This is a genomic window from Sphingomonas sp. EU05-FHT14C10, from assembly GCF_058790595.1.
The window spans coordinates 80,979-100,828 of sequence record NZ_JBYTEN010000015.1; the positions used below are offsets into that span (position 1 = coordinate 80,979).

General features: G+C 66.8%; 18 protein-coding genes. 5 read left to right on the forward strand and 13 right to left on the reverse strand.

Annotated features, from left to right (window positions below; genetic code table 11):
- Window positions 1–29: 29 nt before the first annotated feature.
- From AC3WT0_RS14505 to AC3WT0_RS14520, 4 genes are read left to right on the forward strand one after another with little or no spacing between them, the layout of a single operon-like run.
- Window positions 30–386 carry a hypothetical protein gene (locus tag AC3WT0_RS14505; protein WP_492754122.1) on the forward strand — a complete coding sequence of 119 codons (357 nt, stop codon included), beginning with the start codon at window positions 30–32 and terminating at the stop codon, window positions 384–386.
- Window positions 386–1,456, forward strand: a complete 1,071-nt coding sequence (locus tag AC3WT0_RS14510; RefSeq protein WP_492754124.1) for an alpha/beta fold hydrolase — start codon at window positions 386–388, stop codon at window positions 1,454–1,456. The genes AC3WT0_RS14505 and AC3WT0_RS14510 overlap by 1 nt, the downstream gene beginning before the upstream one ends.
- Complete coding sequence (locus AC3WT0_RS14515) at window positions 1,453–1,998, forward strand: GNAT family N-acetyltransferase (RefSeq protein WP_492754126.1); 546 nt, start codon at window positions 1,453–1,455, stop codon at window positions 1,996–1,998. Before AC3WT0_RS14510 ends, AC3WT0_RS14515 begins: the two co-directional genes overlap by 4 nt.
- Before the next feature lie 21 nt (window positions 1,999–2,019).
- Window positions 2,020–2,817: an esterase/lipase family protein gene (locus AC3WT0_RS14520; protein ID WP_492754127.1), complete on the forward strand. Its 798-nt coding sequence runs from the start codon at window positions 2,020–2,022 to the stop codon at window positions 2,815–2,817.
- A gap of 137 nt (window positions 2,818–2,954) precedes the next feature.
- Here the strand turns inward: AC3WT0_RS14520 and AC3WT0_RS14525 are convergent, their stop codons facing one another.
- The 8 genes from AC3WT0_RS14525 to AC3WT0_RS14560 all read right to left on the reverse strand — a co-directional run bounded on the left by AC3WT0_RS14525 (window position 2,955) and on the right by AC3WT0_RS14560 (window position 14,043).
- The gene (locus AC3WT0_RS14525) at window positions 2,955–3,287 is read right to left on the reverse strand and encodes a phasin family protein (RefSeq protein ID WP_492754129.1); all 333 of its coding nucleotides are present in this window, start codon (window positions 3,285–3,287) and stop codon (window positions 2,955–2,957) included.
- A gap of 2 nt (window positions 3,288–3,289) precedes the next feature.
- Window positions 3,290–4,753, reverse strand: coding sequence for a WS/DGAT/MGAT family O-acyltransferase (locus AC3WT0_RS14530; protein ID WP_492754131.1), 1,464 nt, complete (start codon window positions 4,751–4,753; stop codon window positions 3,290–3,292).
- 23 nt (window positions 4,754–4,776) lie between these two features.
- The gene (locus tag AC3WT0_RS14535; RefSeq protein WP_492754132.1) at window positions 4,777–7,983 is read right to left on the reverse strand and encodes a cytochrome P450; all 3,207 of its coding nucleotides are present in this window, start codon (window positions 7,981–7,983) and stop codon (window positions 4,777–4,779) included.
- 77 nt (window positions 7,984–8,060) lie between these two features.
- Window positions 8,061–10,106 carry a TonB-dependent receptor gene (locus AC3WT0_RS14540; RefSeq protein WP_492754133.1) on the reverse strand — a complete coding sequence of 682 codons (2,046 nt, stop codon included), beginning with the start codon at window positions 10,104–10,106 and terminating at the stop codon, window positions 8,061–8,063.
- Window positions 10,103–10,735 (reverse strand): maleylacetoacetate isomerase, encoded by a 633-nt coding sequence (maiA, locus tag AC3WT0_RS14545; protein ID WP_492754134.1) that lies wholly within the window; start codon window positions 10,733–10,735, stop codon window positions 10,103–10,105. Before maiA ends, AC3WT0_RS14540 begins: the two co-directional genes overlap by 4 nt.
- A complete protein-coding gene (locus AC3WT0_RS14550; protein ID WP_492754135.1) occupies window positions 10,732–11,598 on the reverse strand; it encodes an S-methyl-5'-thioadenosine phosphorylase in 867 nt (288 codons plus the stop codon). The genes maiA and AC3WT0_RS14550 overlap by 4 nt, the downstream gene beginning before the upstream one ends.
- A 43-nt stretch (window positions 11,599–11,641) precedes the next feature.
- Complete coding sequence (locus AC3WT0_RS14555; RefSeq protein WP_492754136.1) at window positions 11,642–13,084, reverse strand: amino acid permease; 1,443 nt, start codon at window positions 13,082–13,084, stop codon at window positions 11,642–11,644.
- A 68-nt stretch (window positions 13,085–13,152) separates the two neighbouring features.
- Window positions 13,153–14,043: a crotonase/enoyl-CoA hydratase family protein gene (locus tag AC3WT0_RS14560; RefSeq protein ID WP_492754137.1), complete on the reverse strand. Its 891-nt coding sequence runs from the start codon at window positions 14,041–14,043 to the stop codon at window positions 13,153–13,155.
- A 161-nt stretch (window positions 14,044–14,204) separates the two neighbouring features.
- On the opposite strand from AC3WT0_RS14560, the gene AC3WT0_RS14565 reads away from it, so the two are divergent.
- Window positions 14,205–16,658: a TonB-dependent receptor gene (locus tag AC3WT0_RS14565; RefSeq protein ID WP_492754139.1), complete on the forward strand. Its 2,454-nt coding sequence runs from the start codon at window positions 14,205–14,207 to the stop codon at window positions 16,656–16,658.
- 414 nt (window positions 16,659–17,072) lie between these two features.
- Here the strand turns inward: AC3WT0_RS14565 and ruvA are convergent, their stop codons facing one another.
- The 5 genes from ruvA to AC3WT0_RS14590 all read right to left on the reverse strand — a co-directional run bounded on the left by ruvA (window position 17,073) and on the right by AC3WT0_RS14590 (window position 19,681).
- Window positions 17,073–17,669 carry a Holliday junction branch migration protein RuvA gene (gene ruvA, locus AC3WT0_RS14570; protein ID WP_492754141.1) on the reverse strand — a complete coding sequence of 199 codons (597 nt, stop codon included), beginning with the start codon at window positions 17,667–17,669 and terminating at the stop codon, window positions 17,073–17,075.
- A complete protein-coding gene (ruvC, locus tag AC3WT0_RS14575; RefSeq protein ID WP_492754142.1) occupies window positions 17,666–18,157 on the reverse strand; it encodes a crossover junction endodeoxyribonuclease RuvC in 492 nt (163 codons plus the stop codon). The genes ruvA and ruvC overlap by 4 nt, the downstream gene beginning before the upstream one ends.
- A gap of 2 nt (window positions 18,158–18,159) precedes the next feature.
- Window positions 18,160–18,555: an endonuclease domain-containing protein gene (locus AC3WT0_RS14580; RefSeq protein WP_492754143.1), complete on the reverse strand. Its 396-nt coding sequence runs from the start codon at window positions 18,553–18,555 to the stop codon at window positions 18,160–18,162.
- Between the two features lie 49 nt (window positions 18,556–18,604).
- Complete coding sequence (locus tag AC3WT0_RS14585; RefSeq protein WP_492754145.1) at window positions 18,605–19,348, reverse strand: YebC/PmpR family DNA-binding transcriptional regulator; 744 nt, start codon at window positions 19,346–19,348, stop codon at window positions 18,605–18,607.
- Window positions 19,349–19,441: 93 nt separating this feature from the next.
- Window positions 19,442–19,681 carry a DUF2312 domain-containing protein gene (locus tag AC3WT0_RS14590; RefSeq protein ID WP_492754146.1) on the reverse strand — a complete coding sequence of 80 codons (240 nt, stop codon included), beginning with the start codon at window positions 19,679–19,681 and terminating at the stop codon, window positions 19,442–19,444.
- Window positions 19,682–19,850: the final 169 nt, after the last annotated feature.

Below are 19,850 nucleotides of genomic sequence, written 5' to 3' on the forward strand. Positions count from 1 at the left end.
GATGCTTTTGCGCAGCGAATGATGCGGTAATGAGCAAGGATGGACCCGATCCCGCCGCCTTCTTCCGCGAAATGCTGGGGCAGTGGGAGACGATCGCCAACGAGTTCGGCAGCGGGCTGCTCAAGTCGGGCGAGTTCGCGCGCACCGTGAACAACGCGACCGCCGCGACTGCCAAGGCCCGCGCGATGAGCAGCGAGGTGATGAGCCGCGCGCTCGCCGCCGCCAACATGCCGAGTCGCGAGGAGATCGGTTCGCTGTCCGAACGGATGCAGGCGGTCGAGGATCGGCTGGCGAGGATCGAGGCGCTGCTGACCGAGGGTGCGGCGCCGCCCAAGCCGAGGAAAGACAAGCCGAAGCGGACCAAGACTCCGCCGAAGAAGGGCTGATGGCCACGCTCGCGCCCGACCTTCTGGAACGGGCGCGGCAGGAATTCGATCGCGCGCTTCAGCGCAACATCAAGGGGCTTGGCTATTTCACCTCGCCCGCCCCCGTGCTGGGCGCGAGCACCAAGGACGTGCTGATCAAGCGCGGCACGATGCAGCTTTATCATTACCGGCCGCTGGTGCCCGAGATCTACCGCGTGCCGCTGCTGCTGGTGATGGCGACCACCAATCGCGGCTATATTTTCGACATGGTGCCGGGCCAGAGCCTCGTCGAGTTCCTGCTGCGCGCGGGCTACGACGTGTTCATGCTCGACTGGGAAGTGCCGCGCGCCGACGAATCGGGCCTGCGGATCGAGGATTATGTCCTCGACTTCATTCCCTCCGCCATCGCGCGCATCGCCGAAGAGACGGGCGAGCCCGATTTCACCCTGATCGGCTATTGCTTCGGCGGCGTGCTTTCGACGCTGTGGGCGGCGCTCCACCCCGAAGCGGCGATGAGGAATTTCGTCTGCTTCACGACGCCCGTCGATTTCTCGAAGATGGAGATGTTCCAGGCCTGGGCCGACCGGCGCTATTTCGACGTCGACCGGCTGGTCGACAGCTTCGGCCAATGCCCCGCGGACATGCTCTATGCCGCCTTCGACATGCTCCGCCCGGCGGGTCGCATCGCCGCGAACATCCGGCTGTGGGACAATATGTGGAATGACGACTATGTGAAGTCGTACCGCATGTTCGACCGCTGGGCCGCCGACATGCTGCCGCTTGCCGGCGAATATTTCCGCCAGACGACGCGCCAGCTGATGTGGGACAACAGGCTGATGGAAGGCACGATGAGCGTCGGTGGCCGGCCCGTCGATCTCGCACGCATCACCGCGCCTTTCCTCCACGTCGTCGCCGAGCACGACCATATCGTGCCCTATGCCGCATCGCAGCCGCTCGCCGAGAAGGTTGGATCGACGGACAAGGAAGAAGTGGTGCTGAAGGGCGGGCATGTCAGCCTCGTCGCCGGCGCCAACGCAGTGAAGCGGCTATGGCCGAAGCTGGACGAATGGCTGGGGGAACGATCGATTTGACGAATCTGCCGATCGCCATCAGGCCGTTCCGTCCCGAGGACAGCGATGCGATGATGCGCTTTGCGCGTTCGCTTCCCGAACATGACCTGCTTTTCCTCAGCCGCGACATCAAGCATCGCAAGGTGGTCGATGCCTGGGTGGAAGCGATCGACGACGGTTTCATCGACAGCCTCGTCGCCGAGGATGGCGGTGCGACGCTGGGGACGGCGGCGCTGGTCCGCGACCCGCTCGGCTGGTCGCCGCATGTCGGCGAAGTGCGTCTGCTCGTCTCGCCGCATTATCGCGGGCAAGGCGTCGGCCGCGCGCTGCTCGAGGAATTGTTCGGCATCGCGATCAGGCGCGAATGCCAGAAGCTGATCGCGCGGATGACGCCCGACCAGACGGGCGCGATCGCCTTGTTCGAGAGCTTCGGGTTCCGGGGCGAGGCGATGCTGCGCGACCATGTGATGGACCGTGCAGGCGCTGTTCACGATCTTGCGATATTGAGTCTCGACGTGGCGCGCGCCGCCGCGCAGCGCGAGGCGTTCGGATTTGACAGATAGAAGCACCGGGAGAGTTTGAGAATGGCGACCATAGCCGATGCCACCGCGATACGCCCGCCCTCGGCGCTGCTGGCGCTGAGCGAGCTGCCGCGCGCGCTGGCCGAACTGGGAAGCCTGCCGCTGGCGACGCCGCTGCTCGCGACCGCGCCGCGCGGCGACGGACATGCGGTGCTTGTTCTGCCGGGCTTCATCACCACCGACCTGTCGACCGGGCCGCTGCGCCGCTATCTCGCGCAGCTCGGCTATGACGCGCATGCCTGGAAGCTGGGCCGCAACCTCGGGCCCCGCGCGATCGGAGCGCAGGGTGAGAAGCTGATCGAGCGGCTCGAGGATATCCACACGAAGACAGGGCAGCGGGTGAGCCTTGTCGGCTGGAGCCTGGGCGGCGTCATGGCGCGGCAGCTCGCGCGGCGGCGGCCCGAGCTTATCCGCCAGGTTATCACGCTGGGATCGCCTTTTGCGGGGGATCCGCGTGCGACAAATGTGTGGCGGACCTATGAAATGCTTTCAGGTCAACGGATTAAGGACAAGGACACGCAGGAGCAATTGCGCGAAAGCGCGACGCCGCCACCCGTTCCGTCGACCGCCATCTATTCGAAAGAGGATGGCGTGGTGGCCTGGCAGAATTGCCGCGAGCCCGACGCGCAGGCGACCGACAATATCGAAGTGCATGGCAGCCATTGCGGGCTGGGGGTCAACGCGGCGGTGCTCTATGCCATCGCAGACCGGCTTGCGCAGCCCGAAGGCGCGTGGAAACCCTTTGAGCGGTCGGGGCTGCTGCGCACACTGGTCTATCCTTCATCGGGGCATGCGCACTGAGAGCATAGGGACATCCCCGTTCCGGCGCGGTCAGAGAGAAAAGGGCTTCGACAGGCCCAATCCGAACGGAGATGGCCCGAACGGAGATGGGGCGAGATTGCGCCTCAGCCCCATCCCGTTTCCCGATCGGCCGCGCTTCAGCCTTTCTTCCCCTTCAGCCCATCCACGGCGTTGCGGCCGAAGCTGGCGATAAGTTCACCCACTTCGCGCGCCTGCGCCATGCTGCGGCTGCCCTGGTCGCGGATATAGTCGCCCTGGACCTTCATGACTTCGGTGACGCCACCTGCCTTGGCGGCGGCGCGGAGTGCCGCGAAGGCATGGCGCGTATTCTCCTCGGCATGGTCGATCAGCTTCATGCTGAACGCCGCGCTGTTCTCGGCCGCCTTCTTGCCCGCGTCCTTCATCGCCTCGCCCGCCTTCTTCAGCGGTTCGACGACATTATCCTCGATCGTGCTTTTCTTGTCGGCCATGATCAGCTTCCCTTCGCCTTGCGCGCAGCCTTTGCGACGACCGGAGCCGGGGCCTGCGCCGCCCCTTTCAACTCCTCGAACGCCTGCCTCAGCCCGTCGGCATACAGCGCCGGATCGGGCATCGCATCGCGATCGCTGGTGAAGCTGATCGCGATCGTATCGCCATAGGAATAGATCGTATTGATCAAAGCCATCGAGTCGAGAATTGGGCCTAACCCGTACATGGCGACCATTTTCGCGCCGGCGAAGTAAAGCGGCACGCGCGATCCCGGCACATTGGTGACGACGGTGTTGTAGACCGGATCATGCATGTTGGCGGCGCCGACGCGCGTGTAGAGCCGCGCCGCCAGCCCCGCGAGCGCCGAGGGAATGAGCTGGCTGTAGTCGGTGAGCGTCCGCGCGCCGACCGCATTGGTCATCGCCTTGGAATTGACCGCCTCGGCATGGACGAAGGCGAGCCGCTCCATCGGATCGGCGATATGGCTGCCGAGCCCCACGACCATCGCCGAGACGAGATTGCCGAGCGCACCTTTCTCGCCCTCGGCGCGCACCGAGATCGGCGCCATGGCGGTCATCGTCTCGCCCGGAAGCTCGCCCTTCGCCGCGAGATAATGGCGCAGGCCGCCGCCGACGATGGCGAGGATGACGTCGTTGACGGTCGCGCCTTCGACCCGGTCCTTGATCGCACGGATATCGGCGAGCGGCAGCGGCACGGCATCGAACACGCGGTGGCCGCCGACCTTGCCGTTGAAGCGCGTCTTGGGCGCCATGCGCGCGTTCGACAGGCTGACCTCGCCCTTGCCGACGCTCGACCCGAGCCGCGCCATGCCGGGGATCGAGCGATTGATCGTCTCGACCACCTGGAAGGGCCGGCGCAGCGCGTTGAAATAGCCGCGGATGAGGAGATCGGCGATGCCGGGTCGATCATCGGGCGTCCAGTCGTCATTGGCGACGCGCGCCGTCATGCTGGCATCGAGATCATGGACCGCCGCCGACATCTCGACCCCCGACATGCCGTCGATCGCGGCATGATGGACCTTGGAGACGAGCGCGAAGCAGCCCTTGGGCAGGCCTTCGATATTGTCGAGCCCCTCGACGATCGTGAATTCCCACAAAGGCTTGCTCAGATCGAGCGGACGCGCGTGGAGGCGCGCGACCTGGATGCAGAGCTGGCGCCAGTCGCCGGGCTGGGGCAGCGCGATGTGGCGGATATGGAATTCGACGTCGAAGTCGGGATCCTCGATCCAGTAGGGATGATCGAGGTCGAAGGGGACGCGGACGAGGCGCTGGCGGAAGCTGCGCGCGCCGGCGAGCCGGCTCTCGACGAAATTCAGTATCTGCTTGAAGCGAACCGCGCCGCCGGGCGCGGTCGATGGATCATAGATGCCGACCGATCCGATGTGCATCGGCGTGGAGGGTGTCTCCAGATAGACGAAGCTCGCATCCTGGCCGCTCAGTTGCTGCATCCCTCATCCTCCCGTTCGCTTTTCTATTTTCCGAAGCCGAACACATCCTGATGGAAGCGCCCTCGCTCGATCAGTGTTTCGAGCCAGGCCGACGCGGCGTCATGATCGCCGCCCGCATGTTGCTGATGAATGGCGATCAGCGCGTCACGCACCGCCGGCGCCATGAAGCGTCCGTCGCCGCACAGATAGATTTGCGCGCCCGCTTCGATCGCGGCCCACACGCGGTCATGCTCGGCACGGATCGCATCCTGCACGAAGCGCCAGGGATGACCTTCGACGGCGGACTGGGCGACGAACAGGTCGACGAGCCCGTCGGCGGCCCAGCCTTCCATCTCGTCGCGGCAGAACCAGTCATGATCGGGGTGACGGCAGCCGAAGAAGAGCAATGTCTGGCCGACGTCCGCGCCATCCACGCGCTGCGCCGCGCGTTCGTGCAAAAAGCCGCGCAGCGGCGCGAAGCCCGTGCCGGGGCCGATCAGGATCATCGGCGTCGCCGGATCGGCGGGCGGCGCGAAGGGCGGGTTGGGCGTGCGCACATAGCCGAAGAGCTGTTCGCCCGGCCGCACGCCCTGCATGTAGCCGGACGCGAAGCCGCGATGCTCGCCAAGCCCCGACCAGGCGGGCGCGGCGATAGTGCCGACGATCAGATCGACATGATCGGGGCTGGTGATCGGGCTGGACGCGATCGAGTAGAAGCGCGGCGCGATCGCCGCCGACAGTTCGACGAAGGCGCCGACCGGCAGTTCGATCGCGGGGTGGAGATCGAGCAGATCGAGCAGGGTCAGCCGCTTCGCGACTACCTCTGCATCCCACGCCTCGCCGCCCAGCCGGGCAAGCTGCGCCTGCGTATGCGGGCAGCGCGTATGCGCGGCGAGCACGGCGACGGCGCGTTTGGGCAGCGGATCCTGAAGCTCGACGAAATCGGTGAAGAGCTGGCGCACCGTCACCGTCTGGCCAAGGGGGAGGTGGCGAAAGCGATTGCCCTCGGCCGCGATCGTCACCTGCGCATCGCCTTCCAGCCCCAGCCGCGCCAGCGCGCGATCGACCAGATCGGGCCGGTTGCGCGCATAGACGGCGATATGATCGCCCGCGCGGTAGCCCTGCCCCTCAGGCAGCGCGAGGCGGACGAAACGCGTCGAGCCGCGCGGCGCTTCCTTCGCGAAATCCCACAACCCGTCGGCCGAGCGGACCAGCTCGCCATTTTCGACGACGGTCAGACGGCGCGCATGTTCGGGAAGCGCGTGCGCGCGCGTCTCGCTGCGATCGACGATGCTGAGTGTAAGCGCGGCGGCGGAAACGCTGGCGGGTTCGCTCGTCCCGCCGAGCGAGGCCCAGAGATCGCGGATGAAGCCCGAGACCGCGCCGTCGAAATCGCCCTGCCCGTCAGCCTCGGCGCGGGGCACCAGACGCGTCGCGCCGGTGCGCTCGATCGCGGCATCGACCAGCTTGGGAAAGGCCTGATAGTTGGGCCACTGGCTGTTGCCGATGCCGAGCACGGCGAAGCGCGCATCGGGCCAGCGCGTATTGTCGAAATAACCGCTGGTGATCGCCTGCTCGACATCGAGCGCGCTGTCCGGCGCGCGACCATTATAAGTGGCGGTGACGATGACGAGGACGCGATCCTCCGCCTCCAGCCCCAGCGCGAAGCTCTCGTCCATCGCGCGGACGATGGTGTCGAAGCCGTCGAGGCGGGCGCGCTCGGCGATTTCCTCGGCGATGTCGCGCGCCGTGCCGAGGCTGGAGCCATAAAGCACCGCGAGCCGCTGCCCCGCGCCCGCGACATGCGCGAGGGGCTGTGCCTCGGCGGCGGGCGACGCGGCGGCATGGCCGAGATCGAGGCGCTCGTGCGGCTGGCGGGCGCGCACGCGCATCACGAAATCGTCGGGCTTGATCGACAGCGTTTCCTTGATGTGGAGCTGGTAGGCGCGCGGATCGGTGAGCGCGAATTTCTGGAGGATCATCGCCAGCGCCAGCTTCGCCTCGACCAGTGCGAACTGGCGGCCGATGCAGGCGCGCAGGCCGTTGCCGAAGGGCTTGTAGGCATGGGGGTGGAGCCCCGCCTCGCGATCGGGCAGCCAGCGATCGATATCGAATTCGTCGGCGCGATCCCACGCCTTGTGGTGGCGGTGGAGGCCGGGGGAATAGACGTTGACCGGGCGGTCCTTCCTCAGCCGCCACTTGCCGCCGATCACCTCATCCTCGAACGGGCCGAGCGAGAAGACGGGCGCGGTCGGCCACAGGCGCTGGGTTTCCTTGATGATCCGCTCGATCACCTGAAGATGGACGAGATGGCCGTAATCGGGACGCGTATCGCCGGGGAGGACGCGATCGACCTCCGCATAGGCCTGCGCCAGCACATGCGGGTGGCGGAGGAGCAGGTGGCAGGCGAAGGTCAACAGCCCGCTCGTCGTCTCATGCCCCGCGATCAGGAAGGTCAGCACCTGATAGCGGATATTGATGTCGTCCAGCCGCTCGCCTGTTTCGGGATCCTCGGCGGTGAGCATCAGGTTGAGCAGATCCTTGCCGTCGGTCGGCGTGCGGCGGCGTTCGGCGATGATGCCGTCGACGAGGGCGTTCATCGCCGCGATATCCTCGTCGAAACGGCGCTGCGCCTTCTTCGCGAAGCGGTTCTGGATCGGCAGGCGGGTGATGATGTTGAGCGATTCGCCGAGCGCGCTGCCAAGCGATTCGAGGAAGGGATCGAGATCTGGCCGCGCGAAGCTGTCGAAACGGTGGCCGAAGCCGGCGATCGCGATGCTGTCGAGCGTCAGCCGCGTCATATCGTCGGCGACCGCCAGATCCTCGCCCTGATGCTTCTCCCACTTGGCGACCAGCTGATCGCAGACCTCGAGGATCATGTCGAAATAGCCGCGCATCGACCGCTGGCTGAACGCGGGGAGCAGGATGCGGTGCGCCTTGCCCCAATTGCCTTCCTCGCTGAACGCGGTGAACAGCCCATCGCCGGCGAAGCGGCGCACGACGCGGAGCGCGGGGCCTGGCAGCTTGCGGAAGCGCCTTTCGTCGCACAGCTCGGCGACGAGATCGGGGTCGGTGACGAACAGCCCGACGCGGCTGCCGAACTTGAGCTTGAAGATGCCCTCGGGGATGGTGCGGCTGACGCCGAGCAGGTGGCCGATCAGCCCGTTACGCGCGATCTGCGGCAGGTGGCCGACGACGGGCAGCCCCGGCGGCATCGGAATCGACGCCACGCCCTCATCGTCCCTGGCCATCGGCGCTCTCCTCCTCTTTTTGCGCAGCATTCCCGAAAGCGGCGCGCCGGGCAAGCGGGAGGTTTGGGGAACGGAATCTAAAGCCGGTACGAAAGGCCGACCCACAGCGTGCGGGGGAGCGCGCGCTCGATCGTTCCGTCCGCGCCGATCGTCGCTTCGATCCGGGCATTGGAGAGGTTCTCGCCGCGCAGGTCGAGGGTGAGGCGGCGGGTGACGGGAACGGCGATGCGCGCGTCGACCGTGAAGGCGCTGCTCAGGTCGCGGCTGTTCTGATCATCTTCATATTGCGCGGAAACATAGCGCAGCGTGGTCGACAGCCAGCGCCAGCCGAGCGTCGTCGATGCCTGATGCCGCGGCGTCTGCGCGGGGCGGAGGCCGTCGAGCGGGGCGGCCGTGCCGGAGGCATGCACTTGTGCATCGGCATAGGCGTAGGAAGCGGCGAGGCTGAAGGCGCCGAGCCGCGCCGAGGCATCGAACTCGACCCCGCGCGAATCGATGCGATCGAGATTCTGGCGCTGGCGATAGACGCCCGCCGCCGAGACGAAGCCGACGCCGGGGAAGGTGCCGGGGCCGCGCGCGATCGTGACGTTGGCGATGGCATCGTCGAGCCGGGCGGCGAACAGGGTGGCGGCAAGCTTCACGCCTTCGGCCGGGCGCCAGTCGATGCCCAGCTCAGCGCCCCTCATCGTTTCAGGCCGCAGCGCGGGATCGGCGGCAGTGGCGTCCGCACCCGCGCGGAAAGGCCGATAGAGCTCGTTGAGCGTCGGCAGGCGCCAGCCGGCATAGGCGGCAGCGCGCAGCGTCACCGCCGGCACGACATCATAGGCGAGGCCGGCGCGGCCCGTGGGCTTCCAGCCCCGGCGATCGGGATAAAGGCTGGCGGTGAGCGGCGCACCGGTGGCGAGCGCCCATTCGTCGAGATGCCCGCCGCTGATCCGCCAGTGATCGACGCGGCCGCCGCCGGTCAGCGTCAGCGCGCCGAGCCGCGCCGACAGCTCGGCAAAGGCGCCGAGCGTTTCGGTCTGCCCGCCGGCATCGCGGCCGCGCGTCGGCAGCCCCGCGACGAAGGTATAAAGCTCCTCGGTGCGCCCGCGCGTCCGCCGCCAGTCGCCGCCGAGACGCAGCTCGATATTTTCGGCGATCGGCGGGCGCAGCTCGACGCGCGCGCCGAGCCCGGTCGCGGGGACATTATGCTGATCGAGGCTCTGGGTGACGCTGGCGCGCCCTGCCCCGACCGACGCGAACTGACTCGAGAAGGCGCGCGCCTGCAGATAGGCGAGCGCCGACCAGCCCCAGCGTCCACGCCCGACGAGGCGCAGGCTGGCGTCCGCGCCCTGCGTGCTGTTCGCGGTATAGGCGGTGCCGCGCTCGCGAGCGTCGGTGAAGGCAAGCAGGGCGGCCTGAAGCTCGGTCTGTTCGCCCACCGGCACGACGGCGCGCGCGGCGACGCTGGCCTGCTCATAAGGCGCGGGCCGGTCGATCGGGCCGCGCTGGTCCTTGACGATGGGAATGAAGCCGTCGCCGCGCTGATATGACGCCGAGATGCTGGCGAAGCCCTCGCCCAGCCGCGCCGACGCGCCCGCCGAAGCATCGATCGAGTCGCGGCTGCCATAAGCGAGATCGGCGGAGAGGCGCGGCAGCATGTCCACCCCCGCGCTTTCGAGCTCGATCGTCCCGGCGAGTGCGCCCGGCCCCTGCGCCCCGCTGCCCCCGCCGCGCGTCACGCGGATCGCGGCGAGCCGATCGGGCGGATAGGCGGGAAAGCTGACCGATCCGCCGAAGGGATCGGTCTGGGGCACGCCGTCGAGCAGGAGCAGCGCGCGGCTCGACGCATTGCCGCCAAGCCCGCGCAGCGTCACGCCCTGGCTGGTCGGGTGCGCCGATCGCGAGTCCGAGCGGCGATATTGCTGGAGGCCGGCGACGTCGCGCAGCACATCCTCGATCCGGTTGCTCGCGCTGCTTTCGATGAGGCTGCGATCGAGCGTCACCACGTCGTAAGCCGCATCGCCGATCGGCGCGGCAAGCCCGCGCCCCGTGACGACGATCTCGCCTGCCGCATCATGGGTCTCGGCGGCGACGGCAGGCGAGGCAATGAACAGCGCGGCAAGCAGCGCGCGCGTCATGCCGGCTTCACGCGATCCGGATGCGCGGCGGCGACCGCGTCGATCGCCTGCGCGGCGGCATCGGCGGCGAGCAGGCGCGGATAGGGCGTCAGATCGACGCCGAAGCGGCGGGCATTGTAGAGCTGGGGCACGAGGCAGAGATCGGCGATGCCGATCGAGCCGCCCGACAGGAAAGGCCCGTCGGCATCGGCCAGCGCCTCGAGCGCCACGAACCCCTCGTCCATCCAGTGGCGCATCCACGCCTCGCGCGCATCCTGCCCAGCCCCGAACTGGTCGCTCAGCCGCCCCATGATGCGCAGATTGTTCACCGGATGAATGTCGCAGGCGATCGTCAGCGCGCGTTCGAGCGCATGCGCCCTGCGGACCGGATCGGCGGGCAGCAGCGGCGGATCGGGATAGCGCGCGTCGAGATAGTCGATGATCGCGAGCGACTGGGTAAGCCGTACGCCCTCAATCTCCAGCGTGGGCACAAGACCGAGCGGATTGCGCGCGCGATTTTCAGGCGCGCATTGTTCCTTTTCGAGCAGGCCGACATGGACCTGCTCATAAGCCACGCCCTTCAGGTTGAGCGCGATCCGGACGCGATAGCTGGCGGAGGAGCGCCAATAGTCGAACAGGCGGACGGTCATCTGAGCGCGCGGCCGGCGACGGCGTCGAGCTTGGCGATGAGCGCCGGGTCGCGCTTCTCGGGCGCCGTCACCAGCGCGAAATCGAGGCAGGTGTCGATCGGCGAGGCCTCGCGCTCGGCGGGCAGCAGCTTCGCGAGTTCGACGACGAGCGCGCGTGCCTTTTCGGCATTGTCGTGCATGACCTTGAGCACCGTCTCGACATCGACATGCGCCTCGCCTTCGCGCCAGCAATCATAGTCGGTCAGCATGCCGACGAGCGCGTAGGGCAGCTCCGCCTCGCGCGCGAGGCGGGCCTCGGGCATCGCCGTCATGCCGATCACGTCGCAATTCCACTGGCGATAGAGGTGGCTCTCGGCGCGGGTCGAGAATTGCGGGCCTTCGATCGCGACATAGGTGGCGCCGACGTGCATCTCGGCCCCCGCCTTGCGCCCCGCCTCCGCCGCGAAGTGCGACAGGCGCGGGCAGACGGGATCGGCGAGCGAGACATGTGCGACGAGGCCGGTGCCGAAGAAGCTCGGTTCGCGCGCATAGGTACGGTCGACGAACTGGTCGACCACCGCGAAGCCGCCGGGCGCGAGATGCTCGCGCAGCGACCCGACCGCCGAGAGCGCCAACAGATCGGTGCATCCGGCGCGCTTCAGCACGTCGATATTGGCACGGAAATTAAGCTCGCTGGGCGAGATGACGTGCCCCCGGCCGTGGCGCGGCAGGAAGACGAAACGCACGCCCGAAATCGTGCCGGTCAGCAGCTGGTCCGACGGCCGCCCCCATGGGCTTTCGACCGTGATCCATTCGGCATCCTCGAGCGAATCGATCGCATAGAGCCCCGAACCGCCAAGCACGCCGATCGTCCAACCGCCCATAAATCCTCCGCTCGCCCAGCCGATCCGCGCTCGGAGCCCCTGCTCAGGATGCGCGGCTGCGCCCGATCCCGTAGAGGAAATAGACGACCAGTCCCAGCGCGTTCCAGATGATGAAGCTGTGCTGGGTAATCGCCTGCAGGCTGGTGAAGAGGTAGAGGCAGCCGAGGATCGCGACCGGGGCGACGAACCAGACGGCAGGGGTGCGGAAGCCCCGCTTCTGATCGGGCGCGCGACGGCGCATGACGAGCGTGCAAAGCGCGACCGCGATGAACGCGCAAAGCGTGCCGGCATTGGCGAGCGAGGCGATGAGATCGAGCGGCATGATGCCGGCGATGAAGGCGACGAAGATCGCGGTCATCGCGGTGATGCGGACCGGGGTGCCGCGCCGCGAGATACGCGCCAGCGCAGGCGGCAGGAAGCCGTCGCGCGACATGACGAGGAAGATGCGGCTCTGCCCGTAGAAGAAGGCGAGGATAACGGTGGGCAGCGCGATCGCCGCCGAGGCCGCGACCAGAGTCGCCACCTTTTCCTGCCCGATCGAGCGGAGGATGAGCGCCAGCGGCTCGGCGCTCTTGCCGAACGCGGTGAAGGAAAGCGCACCGACCGCCGCCGCCGCCACGATCATGTAGATGGCGGTGCAGGCGACCATCGATCCGACGATGCCGATCGCCAGATCGCGTTCGGGATTCTTGGCCTCCTCGGCCGCTGTCGAGATCGCATCGAAGCCGTAGAAGGCGAAGAAGATGATCGCCGCCGCCCCCATCACGCCGAACTTGACGCCGCCGTCGCCGAGCTGGGTACCGTAACCATAGGGCGCGAAGGGGTGGAGATTGTCGGGGCTGAAATGAGGGAGCGCGACGGCGACAAAGACAGCGAGCGTCGCGATCTTGAGCAGGACGAGGATCGAGTTGACCGTCGCGCTTTCGCGCGTGCCGAGCATGAGCAGCCCGGCGACCGCGAAGATGATGAAGATGGCGGGCAGATTGATGCCGGCGGCGGTGAGCTGGAACGTGCCGTCGAACAGGTTGCCGGCGGCGCCTGGCCCGTGCGTCAGCCAGGCGGGCAACGCTATCCCGAGCCCGTGCAGGAAGCCGACGGCATAGCCCGACCAGCCGACCGCGACCGTCGAGACGACGAGCGAATATTCGAGGATCAGGCTCCAGCCGACGACCCATGCGAATATCTCGCCAAGCACGGCGTAGCTGTAGGTATAGGCGCTGCCGGCGATCGGGATCATCGTCGCCATTTCGGCATAGCAGAGCGCGGCGCAGGCGCAGATCGTGCCAGCGACGACGAAGGAGATGAGCACGGCCGGGCCGGCACGCTCCGCCCCCACACCGATCAGCGTGAGGATGCCGGTGCCGACGATCGCGCCGACGCCGAGGGCCACGAGGTGCGGCCAGGAGAAGGTGCGCGCCAGCCGGGGATGATCGGGATGATCCGCCTCGTTCAGCACCATCGACTTGCGGCGCAGCAGCCGGCTCATACGCGTCCCCCTTCAGCCCTGATTTTCCCCTTCCTTCCCCGCTTTCGCGCGAAAAGGAAAGGGCGGGCTCAATAGGCCGGGTCCTCGAACCAGCGCGGGAAGAACGGCATGTCGGACGAGACGCGGTCGGGATAGGCGGCGGCGCGCTTTTCGAGGAAGGACGCGACGCCTTCGCGCGCATCGGCGCTGGCGCCGCGCGTCCACATCACGCGGCTGTCGAGCCGGTGCGCCTCGATCGGGTGGCTCGCCCCCTGCATCCGCCACATCATTTGGCGGGTGAGCGCGATCGAGACCGGTGCCGAATCGGCGGTGAGCATCTTCGCGAAAGCAAGCGCCGCGGGCAGCAAGTCATCGGGTGCGTGGACCGAACGGACGAGGCGGCCGGCAAGCGCTTCCTCCGCCGCGAAGACGCGGCCCGAATAGCACCAGTCGAGCGCCTGCTGGATGCCGACGAGGCGCGGCAGGAACCAGCTCGACGCGGCTTCAGGAACGATGCCGCGCCGGGCGAAAACGAAGCCGAATCGCGCATCGCTGCTCGCCATGCGGAAATCCATCGGCAACGTCATGGTGACGCCGATGCCGACCGCCGGGCCGTTGATCGCGCCGATCACGGGCTTCAGCGCATTGAAGATGCGCAGCGACACGCGCCCACCGCTATCGCGCACGCCGGGGTGATCGTAATCGACCGATCCGTCGGGGCGGACCGGCGAATCGGCGACTTTGCCGGCATAGTCGAACGTCGCACCCCCGGCGGCCAGATCGGCGCCGGCGCAAAAGGCCCGCCCCTCGCCCGTCACGATCACCGCGCGTACCTGATCGTCGGCGTCGAAGGCGTCGAACGCGGCGATCATCTCGTCGCACATTTCGCCCGTGAAGGCGTTGAGCCGGTCGGGGCGATTGAGGGTGAGAATGGCGATGCCGTCCTCGACGGCGACCTTGATCGTGCGCGTTTCGGCCATGGGAATCCTCGTCTTTTATGATGCGTCCGCGCCATGGTGCACGGCGCGGATGCGCGACGCAAACACCCCCCAGAAGCGCCGCGCGAGGCAAGGCAAAGATTTTCTATCTCGCTTTCCAAGCGACTCGATAGACAATTCAGGGCGCAAACAAGGGGAAAATCATGCGTCCACTCTCTCGGCTTCTGCTGACCAGCTCGCTCGCCCTCATTCCGGCGGCAGGCCATGCTGCCGATCAGGCCGAGACCGCGCCTGTCGCGGAAGCGGCGACGGACAGCGCGGGGAACGGCGAGATCCTCGTTACCGCGCGGCGCCGGGCCGAGAATGTGCAGGACGTGCCCGTCGCGATATCGGTGGTGAGTGCCGCGACGCTGGAGGCGCAGGGCGCCTACAACCTCAACCGGCTGACCCAGCTGCAGCCGACGCTGCAATTTTATTCGACCAACCCACGCAACACCTTCATCAACATCCGCGGCATCGGCGCGCCGTTCGGCCTGACCAACGACGGCTTCGAGCAGGGCGTCGGCATCTATGTCGATCAGGTCTATTACAACCGCATCGCATCGGCGACGCTCGACTTCGTCGATGTCGAGCGGATCGAGGTGCTGCGCGGGCCGCAGGGCACGCTCTACGGCAAGAACACCACCGCCGGCGCGATCAACATCACGACGCGCGCGCCCAGCTTCGACTTCGAAGGGCGGGCGGAAGTGTCGATCGGCAACTATGGCTTCAAGCAGGGCAAGGCTTCGGTCTCCGGCCCGCTGACCGACAAGCTCGCCGCGCGGATCAGCGTTTCGGCCACCGATCGCCGCGGCACCATCTACGATGTCGCGACCGACCAGCATGTGAATTCGCAGGACAATGTCGGCGTGCGCGCCGCCCTGCTGTGGAAGCCGACCGAGGATTTCCGCGTCACGCTGTCAGCCGACTATAATCTGCAGAACCCGGTCTGCTGCGCGCAAATCTATGCGCGGGTGGGGACGACGCAGCGCGCGGCGAACCGCCAATATGCGGCGCTCACCGCGCTCTTCCCCGGCTATGCGGTGCCCAGCACCGACCCGTTCGACCGGCTGACCGACCTCGACGCGCCGCTGGCCGCGCGCAACGAGCTGGGCGGCGCATCGATCCGCGCCGAATGGGATGTCGGGCCGGGCACGCTGACCTCGGTCACGGCATGGCGCTACTGGGACTGGAACCCGTCCAACGACCGCGATTTCACCGGGCTGCCAATCTACACCAAGGTCAACAACCCGACCAAGCAGGACCAGTATACGCAGGAGCTGCGCTACGCCTTCGAGGGCAAGAGCGTGAACTTCGTCGTCGGCGCCTTCGGCTTCCACCAGAAGATCCACACCACCGGCATCCAGGAGACGGGTACGGCGGCGAGCGCCTGGCTGCTCGCCCCGTCGAGCGCGCTGTCGAACAATCCGGCGGTGCTCAACAATCTCGTCGCGAACAACGACATCCGGCTGAACAACACCAGCGCCGCGATCTTCGGCAAGCTCAACTGGAAGGTCACCGACCGCTTCACCATGTCGCCCGGCATCCGCGTCAACTACGACAAGAAATCGGGCTATTATAACTCGGTCGTCACCGGAACCGCGTCCGACGGGACGCGCCAGATCGTGAGCAGCAGCCCGACCAGCCCCTATTATAACGACCCCTGGACCACCGCGCAGCGCGGCGTGCAGGCCTCGCAATTCTTCCAGGTGCCCTACAGCGCCTGGAACGTCTCCTATGACATCAACCTCGCTTATGAGGTGACGCGCGACATCAATGTCTATGCGACCTACGCCCGTTCATTCAAAACCGGCGGCGTCAACCTGAACGGCGTGCCCAGCCAGGCCAACGGCCAGCCCCAGCTCGACGTCGCGGTGATCAAGCCCGAGCGCGTCAACAATTTCGAGGTCGGCTTCAAATCGCAATTCTGGGACCGGCGCGCGACGCTCAACATCGCCGGCTTCTGGACCGAGATCCGCAATTTCCAGGCAAGCGTGATCAGCAACGTCAGCGGCAGCAACGTGCTGCGCGGCTACCTCGCCAATGCCGACAAGGTGCGCGTGCGCGGCATCGAGGCCGATTTCTCGATCCGCCCGAGCGAACGCTTCACCGCCTATGCCAGCGGCGCCTTCACCGACCACGAGTTCGTCAAGTTCACCAACGCCCCCTGCCCGCCCGAACTGGCCGGCGGCGGCACCGGCACCCCGCCCGGCCCGCCTGCGACGCCCGGCGCGAACAGCCCGGCCAATTGCGACATTTCGGGCCAATGGCTGCCCGGCGTCTCGAAATGGGCCTTCTCGTGGGGCGGAGAGTATAATCTGCCCGCGACGATTCTTGGCCGCGAAGGCCAGGTCTATGCCGGCTATGATGCGAGCTTCCGCTCCAAATTCTCGTCCAACGCCTCGCGGTCGATCTACACTGACATCGACGGCTATTCGCTTCACAATTTCCGCGCCGGCTTCCGGACCGACAAGTTCGATATCTTCGCCTGGGTGCGCAACGCCTTCGACGAGCATTATTTCGAATCGCTGGCGGTCACGCCCGGCAATACCGGCCTGATCTCCGCCCAGATGCCCGATCCCCGCACCTGGGGCGGGACGATCAAGTTCACGTTCTGAGGGGAGATGGGATCGTCATTGCGAGCGCAGCGAAGCAATCCAGCCTGATGCCCGGCCTTCTGGATTGCTTCGCTGCGCTCGCAATGACGCGGCGGGCAGCGTGACGATGGTTGCTGTAGGGAATGGCGGAAAAGCGCGATTCCTGTCTCTGGAAGTTGACAAAGTTGAGAGGCTGGAGGGGTCTTCTCAACTTGCGAGCATCGGTGATGGCAAAGAGCAGGGCGGGTCAGGCGAGGCGGAGCATAGCATCGCGGGGTCGCTGTAGGACAGCATTGAGCGGTTTGTAGCCTCGCTTCTGCAGCCGTTCGTCCCGAGCGAAGTCGAGGGACATTTGCGCGATGCCCACGTCCCTCGACTTCGCTCGGGACGAACGGAGAAATTTAGGTCAGCCGTCCAAGCCTGCGCCCCCGGCGCTTATCGCGCGGCCTTCTTGAGCGCGAGGCGGACCAGTGCGTCGAGGGTGGCGCCGGGGCCGAGTTCGCTTTCGGCGGCGGCCACGGCGGTGCCGGCTTCGGCGGGCTTGAAGCCGAGATTGGCGAGCGCGGAGACAGCGTCGGCGGCGAAGCTGCCGGCAGGCAGCGGCTGGGCGCCGGGGACGGCAAGCGCCGCCGCGCCGACCTTGTCGCGCAGTTCGGTGACGATGCGCAGCGCGAGTTTCGGCCCGACGCCGTTGGCGCGCGCGACCATCGCCTTGTCGCCGGTCGAGACGGCGCGGACCAGTTCATCGGGGGCGAGCACCGACAGGATGGCAAGCGCCACGCGGCCGCCGACGCCCTGCACGCCGGTGAGCAGGCGGAACCAGTCGCGTTCGCCCGCCGAGCCGAAGGCGAAGAGCGTCATCGCATCCTCGCGCACCTGAAGCTCGGTCAGCAGCATCACCTGCCCGCCGACCGTGCCGATCGCCTGCAGCGTGCGCGCGGAGGCCTGCACCAGATAGCCGACCCCGCCGACGTCGATCACCGCATGATCCGCGCCGATCTCGGCAATCACTCCCGTCAATCGCGCGATCATCTTGCCCCCAGCGCCCTGCCGCTTGCGAGATGATGCGCATGGGTGATGGCGACGGCAAGCGCGTCGCCCGCATCGGGGCCATCGATCTTCACGCCCGGCAGCAGCCGTGCGACCATCGCGTGGACCTGATCCTTGGATGCGCCGCCGGTGCCGACCAGCGCCTTCTTGACCAGCCGCGCGGCATATTCGCCGACCGCGACCCCGGCGCGCGCGGCGGCGAGCAGCACGACGCCGCGCGCCTGGCCGAGCTTCAGCGTCGACTGGGGATTGTCGTTGACGAAGACTTCCTCGACCGCAGCCGCATCGGGGCGGTGCGCCGCAATGATCTCGGCCAGCGCCCGATCGAGGATGAGCAGGCGATCGGCGAGCGCCGCCTTGCTGTCGGTCTTCACGCGGCCGTTGGCGACATGCGACAGACGATTGCCCTCGGCCCGGATCAGCCCCCAGCCGGTCGTGCCCAGCCCGGGATCGAGGCCAAGGATGATCATGATTAAAGCCCCTCCCCTTCAGGGGAGGGGTTGGGGTGGGGCGCGTTCCAACGATCGGGTGTCGACGCAAGGGTGGCCAGTATCCGATCGAGCACAGCATCCATGTTGGTCATGACATCCTGATTGCTGAAGCGCAGCGTTTTGTAACCTTTACCCGCCAGCAGCGCATCCCGGCTCGCGTCGCGCGCGGCTTCGTGCGTGTCACCGTCGATTTCGACAATGAGCGCTTTGGACGGACAGAGAAAATCGGCGATGAATGGCGCAATCACGGCCTGTCGCCGAAACTTGAAACCGCCGATTTGGCTGTTCGACAATGCCCGCCACAACCGCTTTTCCGGCTCGGTCGGGGCTTTGCGCATCGCGAGGGCGTGGGCAGCGAGTTCCAATGAGCTCTTCATGACTCCCCCACCCCAACCCCTCCCCTGAAGGGGAGGGGCTATTTGATGATCAGCCCAGCTTCTCCATCACCTCGTCGGGCACTTCGTAATTGCCCCAGACGGTCTGGACGTCGTCATCGTCGTCGAGCGCGTCGATCAGCTTGAAGAGCAGGCCGGCCTCGGCCTCGCCCACCGTCACCATCGTCTGCGGACGCCAGGCGAGCTTCGCGCCTTCGGCCTCGCCCAGCACGGCCTCAAGCGCCTTGGCGACTTCGTGGAGGCTTTCGGTCGCCGTCCAGATCTCATGCCCGTCCTCGGACGAGGCGACGTCTTCGGCGCCCGCCTCGAGCGCGGCTTCGAACACCTTGTCGGCATCGCCCGCCGTCGCCGGATAGTTGATCAGGCCCATGCGATCGAAGCCGTGGCTGACCGAGCCGCTGGCGCCGAGGTTGCCGCCATTCTTGGACACCGCAGTGCGCACGTTTGTGGCGGTGCGGTTGCGATTGTCCGTCAGCGTCTCGATGATCAGCGACACGCCGCCCGGTCCGAAGCCTTCGTAGCGGACCTCTTCGTAATTCTCGCCGTCCGACCCGTCGGCCTTCTTGATCGCGCGCTGGATATTGTCGTTGGGCATCGACTGCGCGCGCGCGGCGATGATCGCCGAGCGCAGGCGCGCATTCATATCCGGATCGGCGAGGCCCGATTTGGCCGCCACGGTGATTTCGCGGCTGAGCTTGGAGAAGAGCGCCGAGCGCTTCTTATCCTGTGCACCCTTGCGGTGCATGATGTTCTTGAATTTGGAATGGCCTGCCATGGCGGCTCTTCACACCTGATTTTGAGGAACGTGGCGCGTCTCTAGGCGAGAGACGCGCCTGCGCGCAACGATCAGGTGGTGATCAGATGTCGATCAGACCAGCCCGAGCGCGTTGCGATAGGTTTCGAGCAGCGCGTCGGCCTCTTCGCGGACATGCTTTTCGAGGCGGCGGAGGCGGACGATCTGGCGCATCGTCTTGCTGTCATAGCCCTGGCTCTTGGCTTCGGCATAGACGTCGCGGATGTCGTCGGCGATGCCCTTCTTCTCTTCCTCGAGCCGTTCGATGCGCTCGATGAACAGGCGAAGCTGGTCCGCCGCGATGATGTCGCTCATTATGCACTCCCGCTGAAATCTGAACCGGCGCGTCTAGGGCAGCAAATTCGATTCGCCAACAGGAGGCGGTCGGTTTGTGAGACTGGATTGCGCCGGATTGCGGCACCGGCCCGCTCCCCCACCCGGCCTCCCATCCAGGATACACTCTGTGGGAGGCCGGGTGGGGGAG

Coding starts and splice junctions, on each gene's coding strand:
- AC3WT0_RS14550 (WP_492754135.1), bottom strand. CDS start 11,598: ATGGGCGGTTGGACGATCGGCGTGCTTGGCGGTTCGGGGCTCTATGCG.
- ruvA (WP_492754141.1), bottom strand. CDS start 17,669: ATGATCGCGCGATTGACGGGAGTGATTGCCGAGATCGGCGCGGATCAT.
- AC3WT0_RS14535 (WP_492754132.1), bottom strand. CDS start 7,983: ATGGCCAGGGACGATGAGGGCGTGGCGTCGATTCCGATGCCGCCGGGG.
- AC3WT0_RS14580 (WP_492754143.1), bottom strand. CDS start 18,555: ATGAAGAGCTCATTGGAACTCGCTGCCCACGCCCTCGCGATGCGCAAA.
- AC3WT0_RS14525 (WP_492754129.1), bottom strand. CDS start 3,287: ATGGCCGACAAGAAAAGCACGATCGAGGATAATGTCGTCGAACCGCTG.
- AC3WT0_RS14555 (WP_492754136.1), bottom strand. CDS start 13,084: ATGAGCCGGCTGCTGCGCCGCAAGTCGATGGTGCTGAACGAGGCGGAT.
- maiA (WP_492754134.1), bottom strand. CDS start 10,735: ATGACCGTCCGCCTGTTCGACTATTGGCGCTCCTCCGCCAGCTATCGC.
- AC3WT0_RS14585 (WP_492754145.1), bottom strand. CDS start 19,348: ATGGCAGGCCATTCCAAATTCAAGAACATCATGCACCGCAAGGGTGCA.
- AC3WT0_RS14510 (WP_492754124.1), top strand. CDS start 386: ATGGCCACGCTCGCGCCCGACCTTCTGGAACGGGCGCGGCAGGAATTC.
- AC3WT0_RS14520 (WP_492754127.1), top strand. CDS start 2,020: ATGGCGACCATAGCCGATGCCACCGCGATACGCCCGCCCTCGGCGCTG.
- ruvC (WP_492754142.1), bottom strand. CDS start 18,157: ATGATCATCCTTGGCCTCGATCCCGGGCTGGGCACGACCGGCTGGGGG.
- AC3WT0_RS14565 (WP_492754139.1), top strand. CDS start 14,205: ATGCGTCCACTCTCTCGGCTTCTGCTGACCAGCTCGCTCGCCCTCATT.
- AC3WT0_RS14530 (WP_492754131.1), bottom strand. CDS start 4,753: ATGCAGCAACTGAGCGGCCAGGATGCGAGCTTCGTCTATCTGGAGACA.
- AC3WT0_RS14560 (WP_492754137.1), bottom strand. CDS start 14,043: ATGGCCGAAACGCGCACGATCAAGGTCGCCGTCGAGGACGGCATCGCC.
- AC3WT0_RS14590 (WP_492754146.1), bottom strand. CDS start 19,681: ATGAGCGACATCATCGCGGCGGACCAGCTTCGCCTGTTCATCGAGCGC.
- AC3WT0_RS14540 (WP_492754133.1), bottom strand. CDS start 10,106: ATGACGCGCGCGCTGCTTGCCGCGCTGTTCATTGCCTCGCCTGCCGTC.
- AC3WT0_RS14505 (WP_492754122.1), top strand. CDS start 30: ATGAGCAAGGATGGACCCGATCCCGCCGCCTTCTTCCGCGAAATGCTG.